Raw genomic sequence first — 6,988 nt, 5'->3', positions numbered from 1 at the left:
TGTTCCATCACCTCCACACCGACCACAACATCCGAACAAAGCCTTGCCAACCGGCAGCGGCTTGACATAGGAGAAACGCGTGCTGCTCTCCGATCGTGACCTCAGGGCCGAAATCACCGCCGGGCGGTTGGGCATCGACCCCTACGACGACGCGCTGGTGCAGCCCTCCAGCATCGACGTCCGCCTCGATGGCATGTTCCGGGTGTTCAACAATGCCCGATACACCCACATCGATCCCGCCGAGCAGCAGGACGACCTGACCACCCTGGTGGAACGAGCCCCCGGAGAACGTTTTGTCCTGCACCCGGGCGAGTTCGTGCTGGGATCCACCTTGGAGCTCATCACGTTGCCCGACCATCTCGCGGGCCGGCTGGAAGGCAAGTCGTCGCTGGGGCGGCTGGGCCTGCTGACGCACTCGACCGCGGGCTTCATCGACCCCGGTTTCAGTGGTCACATCACGCTGGAGCTGTCCAACGTGGCCAACCTGCCGATCACGCTGTGGCCGGGCATGAAGATCGGGCAGCTTTGCATCCTGCGGTTGACCAGCCCGGCCGAACACCCTTACGGCAGTTCGCAAGTTGGCTCGAAGTACCAGGGCCAGCGCGGACCCACGCCGTCGCGCTCCTATCAGAACTTCATAAGGACTACATAGGTTCTGCGGGGCCCTCCCACCCGCATTCTGCGCGATACTTAGTTAGCCGTGGTTTTTTCCTCCGCCTGGCCACGGTTCGCCTCGCAATACCTTTGGAGGGGTTTGTCTTGGATATCGTGCTCGGGGTGTCGATGGCACCGGCATCGATCCAAATGGTCGTCCTCGAAGGCGAATACGCCGACGGCGCCACGGTCGAAGAGGACGTCTTCGACGTCGCCACCGCGGACGAGGCGGCCACCGCGAGCGCTTCCGACCAGGTGCTCGCGGCCATTTTGGGCACCCAGGAGGGCGCGGCCGACGCCGGCCTGGAGGTGTCGTCCATCGGCGTGACCTGGACCGACCAGCTCGAGGCGGCGGCCCTGCACGACGCGCTGACCGCGCATCGCATCGAGAATGTCATGTTGGTGTCGGCCTTTTTGGCCGCGACGGCGCTGGCCCAAAACGTCGGGGCGGCAATGGGTTACGAGCGTACCGCGGTGATGTTCGTCGAGCCCGACACCGCGACGTTGGCGGTCGTCGAGACCTTCGACGGTTCCATCCCCGACGTGTACAAGCAACCGCTCTACGCCGAGTCGTACGATTCGGCCGCCGCGCAACTCGGCGGGATGATCGCCGGGCTGGAGCGGCTGGAGGCGGCGCCCGACGGCGTGCTGGTGGTGGGCTCGGGGGTCGACATCGTCCCGCTGAAGCCGGCGTTGCAGACCGCGACCACCCTCGCGGTCAGCGTGCCGGAGGAGCCGCAGACGGCACTGGCCCGCGGCGCCGCGCTGGCGTCGGCCAACGCGCCGCTGTTCGCCTCCTCCACCGCGGCGCTCGCCTACGCGCAGGACCCCGGCACCGGCGCCGTCGACCAGCACTCGCTGCCCGAATACCTCTACGCACCCTTCGGTCCGGAACCCGGCGACGACGAGCTGGCCTACAGCGCCGTGCCGGACGAGGATGCCGACTCGCCCACCGTCGTCATCGAAAAGCTCTTCATGCAGGAGGAGAGCCAAGAGCGGCGCCGGCCGGCCCTGCTGATCGGCAGCGGGTTGGCGGTCGCCAGCATCAGTGCGGTGTTGGCGCTGGAGATCGCGCTGGCGATCGGCATCCGCACGACGGGAACCGTTGCCCTGCAGCCCACCCCCGGCCAGCACCTCATCGTTCCGACGCAGGAGCCGCCGGCCCCCGTCGAGGCGTCCGCCCCGGCGGCGAAGCTCAGCGCGCCGGCGCCGGCGGCGGCGCCCAAGCCGATGACTCCGCAGTTCGCCGCCCCGCTGCCGGCCGCCGGTGCACGTTCCGGAGCCGCCGCAAGTCGGCGGCACGGGGCCGCAGTCACCGCCCCACCAGGCCCCTCCCGGGCACGGCTCGCCGCCGCCCGCTTCCGGCCCGGGCGGCTCCACCGGTGGGCATGTGCCGCCGCCCGGCTCGGGCTCGGGCGGCTCCACCGGTGGGCATGTGCCGCCGCCGGGATCGGGCTCGGGTGGTTCTAGTGGTGGGCATGTGCCGCCGCCGGGATCGGGTACCGGCGGGTCTAGCGGTGGGCATGTGCCGCCGCCGGGATCGGGCTCGGGTGGTTCTAGTGGTGGGCATGTGCCGCCGCCGGGATCGGGTACCGGCGGGTCTAGCGGTGGGCACGTTCCGCCTCCTGGTGAGGGCGGCTTCGGCGGTGGACACGTTCCACCCCCTGGTGAGGGCGGCTTCGGCGGTGGACACGCAACGCCCCCGGGCGCGGGATCGGGCGGCTTGGGCGGCGGGCACTTCCCCTCTCCCGGTTCGGGTGGCGGTGCGCCGAGTGGCCCCGGCGGCCTGGGCGGCCCCGGCGGCTTCGGTGGCGGCCACGGCCCCGGCGGCCTGGGCGGCCCCGGCAGCTTCGGTGGCGGCCATAGCGGTGGCGGCCTGGGCGGCCCTGGCGGCTTCGGTGGCGGCCACGGTCCCGGCGGCCTGGGCGGGCTTGGCGGTGGCGGCGGGTTCGGTGGCGGCCATAGCGGTGGCGGCCTTGGCGGCGGCGGCTTCGGTGGCGGCCATAGCGGTGGCGGGTTCGGCGGTGGCGGCTTTGGCGGTGGCGGGCACAAATAACTCCGGCGGACGTCAATAGGCCCGGTGAGCGATCGTCGCTGAGCTTTTCGTGGCCGCGCCGACGCGCGGGTAAAGTTAAGGCATTGGGCCGGCTCACAATAGCCGCCCTCGTCGCCAGAATTGCATAAGCCCGGCACTAATCCCGGAATTATGGCGCGCTCGCTGTTTGGGCACGAATTCCGCGATTGCTGCTGGGGGGCAGCGAAGTACAGGGGGAGCGTTACCGGTGGTGGGCATCGTGCTCGGCGTCTCGATGGCGCCGACGAAGGTGCGCATGGTGCTGGTCGAAGGGGAGTGCGCCGACGGGGCCACCGTCGACCAGGACCAATTCGACGTCGACGCCGCCGCTTACCGGTCTGGCGGGCCATCGACCGCGCCCGAGCAGGTGATCTCGGCGATTCTGGGCACCCGGGAAGGCGCCGCCGAGGGCGGCTTCGAGCTGCTGTCCACCGGAGTGACCTGGACCGATCACATCGAGGCGGCGATGCTCCGCGACGCGCTGATCGCGCACAAGCTGGAAAACGTCATGCTGGTTTCGGCCTTCATGGCCGCGGCCGCGCTGACCCAGGCGGTCGGTGACGCCATCGGTTACGCCCGCGCGGCGCTGCTGTTCGTCGAGCCGTACACCGCGACTCTGGCCGTGGTCAACAGCTCTGACGGATCGATCTCGGAGGTGCGCCGCAGGCTACTCGCCGAAGACGAGGACCAGGCCGTGGCCGAGCTCGCCGACATGGTTTCCGGCACCGACGCGCTCGAAGGCCGTCCGGAGGGCCTGGTGGTCGTCGGTTCGGGCGTCGACATCCCCTTGATCAAGCCGGCGCTGCAGGCCGCGACCCCACTGCAGCTGTCGGTGCCCGACGAGCCGGAGATGTCCCTGGCGCGGGGTGCGGCGCTGGCATCGGCGAATGCGCCGTTGTTCGCGTCGTCGACGGTCGCGCTGGCCTACGCGCTGGACCCCGGGACCGGCGAGGTCGACCCGCTGGCGCTCGCCGGGCAATCCCCGGGGCTGCTGCCCGCATACCTGCCCGAATACCGCAGCGTCCCAGAGCTTTCCGCCGCCGCTAAGGAAGGCAGGCCGAACGTCGCCTACAGCGCCGTGCCGGACGGCGACGGCGAAGCGCAGACCGCCGTCGGCCTGGACCCACGCGCGCAGCGACACAAGTCCCTGCTTCTCGTCGGAAGCACGTTGGCGGTCGTCTTCATCACCGTGGTGGTGGCGCTCGAGATCGCGCTGGCGATCAACATCCGCCCGACGGTCGCGTTGCGGCCCAGTCCGAACGAAAACGTCATCGTTCCAGCGCAACCCAAGCCGGCCCCGCCCGTCCAGGCGCAGCCGAAGATTCAGCCGCCCAGGCCGGTGGCCGTGCCGCATCCCATGAACGCGCCGGCGCCCGCGGCGCCGCCGAGGCCCGTCCCGGTCCCGGTGCTTGCCCCACCGGTTTTCGTCCCGCCGCCCCGCGTCCCGGTGATGCGCCCACGCGCTCCCGCGCCGGCTTTCCGGGGTCCCTTCGGCGGCGGCCACGGGCCCTTCCGCGGTGGCCCGTTCGGTGGCGGCCGGGGCGGCTTCGGTCACGGCTTCGGGGGTTTCGGCGGTGGACACGGGTTCGGGGGCGGTCACGGCTTCGGCGGCTTCGGTGGCGGCCACGGCTTCGGTGGGGGCCACGGATTTGGTGGTTTTGGCCACAGGTAGCGCGTCGCGGCTCCGGGCGTACTCATTTTCGCGCGCTAGGGTGGCGGACTGGGGTGTGGGCGCGGCCGGGATCGCTGCGAAGTCATCCGGCCCATTCTCGACGCGACGAAGCCCGGTAATGGCAACGCAGGTGTCTCGCATGGCACAGCAATCGATTTGGGCGACTTGGAGGAGCGGTGGACGTCGTACTTGGCGTGTCTATGGCGCCTGAGGCGGTCCGCATGGTGCTGGTCGAAGGCGAAGCCGCCGGTGGGGTGACCGTCGATCAGGATGGCTTCAGCCTCGCCAATCAGCCGACGGCGGCCGCCGCGGCGGACCGGGTGGTCGCCGCGATCGTCGGTACCCGGGAGAGCGCTGCCCAGGGCGGCTACCAGTTGAAATCGAGCGGAGTGACCTGGACCGACGCGAGCGAGGCGGCCGCCCTGCGGAATGCGTTGGCGGCACGCAAGATTGACAACGTCATCCTGGTTTCGACGGTGATGGCCGCCGCGGCGCTGGCTCAGGCGGCCGGCAGCGCGACCAATTGCGCGCGCACCGCGCTGCTGCTGATCGAGCCGACCACCGCGACGCTGGCCGTCGTCGACACCGTCGACGGCTCAGTCGCCGATGTGCGTCGGCATCCGCTGCCGAGCAGCGACGAGGCGGCGCTGGCGAAGCTCACCGCGATGGTCTCGGGCGCCGAATCGATGCGGGCCCGCCCCGACGGGCTCTTTCTCGTGGGTTCCGACGTCGACATCCCGTTCATCAAGCCGGCGCTGGAGGCGGTGACCTCTTTGTCGGTGACCACCCCCGAGGAGCCCGAGATGGCCCTGGCGCGGGGCGCGTCGCTGGCGGCGGCCAACGCGCGGCTGGGGGCGCCGTCGACCATCGCGATGCCCCTCGCCGGGGACCCCTCAGCCGACGGGCGGGACCTGGCCTACAGCGCGGAGGCGGATAGCGGGGTGGCCCGGACGACGGCGGCCGACCGCCAGTCCGTCGCCCGCTCGCATGAGCAGCGCAGCCGGAAATCGGTGCTGGCCGTCGTCGCCGCGACGCTGGTGTTCGTCGGCGGGGTCGTGGCCCTGGCGCTGGCACTGGCTGTCGACATCCGGCCACACGCGCACCAGCGACCCGACATCACCCAGAACGTCGTCGCTCCGGCCAACCAGGCGCCGCCTCCCGCCAACCCGGCGCCGCCCCCGGCCAACCCGGCACCGCCCGCGAAGCAGGCGCCGCCTCCGGCGACGAAGCAGGCGCCAGCCCCAGCGCCCGCGCCGCCGTCTCCCCAGCCGGCGCCCGGTCCGTCGCATGGTGACCAATGGGACGATTGGCTGCAACGACACCTCGGGGAGCACGGCATCCCGATCCCCTAGCCGCGTCCCGCCCCGATCGGGAGGTCACGAGCGCGCGTAAAATCGGGTAACTAGGGGAACACTCGGTGGGGATCTAGTGACCTCTGGCGTTTTCGCGGGGTGCGGCGGACACGTCCTCGTCATCAGGACGAGCAATCGAACTATGGAGGAGCTTTGGACACCGTACTTGGGGTGTCGATGGCGCCGACGGCAGTCCGAATGGTGCTGGTCGAAGGCCAAAACGGCCAAGGCGCCACCGTCGACGAAGACAACTTCGACGTTCCGCCCGAAGACGACGCCGCAACGCTCAGCGCGGCCAACCAGGTAGTGTCCGCGATCCTGGGTACGCGTCAGGGCGCGGCCGAGGGGGGCTACCAACTGGCCTCGACGGGCGTCACGTTCACCGACCCGATCGAAGCCGCGGCGCTGCGCGATGCGCTGGCCGCCCACAAGGTCGAGAACGTGATGTTGGTCTCGGCCTTCCTGGCGGCGGCCGCCCTCGCGCAAGCCGTCGGCAGCCAGACCAATTACGCCCAGACGGCGCTGCTGTACATCGAGCCCGACACCGCGACCCTGGCCGTCGTCAACAGCGCCGATGGGTCGATCGCCGACGTCCAGCGCCAGCCACTCCCGGCCGACGACGAGGCGGCGGTCGCCCAGCTGGCCACGATGGTCTCGCATGCCGAGACGCTCGAGACACGCCCCGACGGGGTGTTCGTCGTCGGCTCCGGCATCGACCTTCCCTTGATCAAGCCGGCGCTGGAGGCGGCCACCTCGCTGCCGCTGTCGGCGCCCGAGGAGCCCGAAACGGCGCTCGCCCGGGGCGCGGCGCTGGCCTCCGCGCACGCCCCGCTGTTCTCGTCGTCCACCGCCGCGCTGGCCTACGCCCAAGACCCGGGCACCGGCGCGATCAACCCGTTCGCGGTGGCACCCGGCTACCTCGACATCCCGGCCGGCGCCGGCGAGGAGGGCCTCGCCTACAGCGCCGTGCCCGACGAAGGGGACGACCTCTACACCGGCGCGTTCACCGGCGCCACCGCGCTCGTCGACGCCGGCTATCCGGAGCGCAGGTCCTTCCGGATGGTGGGCGGCATCGTGGCGAGCGTCTTCGTCATCGGGGTGGTGGCGCTGGTCGTGTCGTTGGCGATCGCCATCCGCCCGACGGCCAACGTCCGGCCCAGCCCGAACCAGAACGTCGTCGCGCCCACCCGGCCGGCCCCCGCGCCCGAGGCTCCGGCGCCGGCCAAGGCCCCGGCC

6 protein-coding genes are annotated in these 6,988 nt (G+C 71.2%); all 6 read left to right on the top strand.

The genetic code is table 11. The annotated features are described in order from the left end of the window. The first annotated feature begins 79 nt into the window (after positions 1-79). A complete protein-coding gene (gene dcd / locus BST44_RS28480; protein WP_083180012.1) occupies positions 80-652 on the top strand; it encodes a dCTP deaminase in 573 nt (190 codons plus the stop codon). 116 nt (positions 653-768) lie between these two features. Next, the gene (locus tag BST44_RS28475; protein ID WP_244184978.1) at positions 769-2,124 is read left to right on the top strand and encodes a DUF7159 family protein; all 1,356 of its coding nucleotides are present in this window, start codon (positions 769-771) and stop codon (positions 2,122-2,124) included. A 302-nt stretch (positions 2,125-2,426) separates the two neighbouring features. Next, positions 2,427-2,729 (top strand): hypothetical protein, encoded by a 303-nt coding sequence (locus BST44_RS31230; protein WP_244184976.1) that lies wholly within the window; start codon positions 2,427-2,429, stop codon positions 2,727-2,729. 207 nt (positions 2,730-2,936) lie between these two features. Beyond that, a complete protein-coding gene (locus BST44_RS28470) occupies positions 2,937-4,400 on the top strand; it encodes a DUF7159 family protein (RefSeq protein WP_083180011.1) in 1,464 nt (487 codons plus the stop codon). Between the two features lie 176 nt (positions 4,401-4,576). After that, entirely contained in the window at positions 4,577-5,752 is a 1,176-nt protein-coding gene (locus BST44_RS28465; RefSeq protein WP_083180010.1) for a DUF7159 family protein, read from the top strand. A 153-nt stretch (positions 5,753-5,905) separates the two neighbouring features. Then, positions 5,906-6,988, top strand: a 1,083-nt coding sequence (locus BST44_RS28460) for a DUF7159 family protein (protein ID WP_439330761.1), incomplete at its 3' end; no start/stop codon positions are given.

The sequence above is a fragment of the Mycobacterium scrofulaceum genome, from assembly GCF_002086735.1.
GTDB lineage: Bacteria > Actinomycetota > Actinomycetes > Mycobacteriales > Mycobacteriaceae > Mycobacterium > Mycobacterium scrofulaceum.
This window is presented reverse-complemented; position numbering and strand designations above follow the sequence as displayed.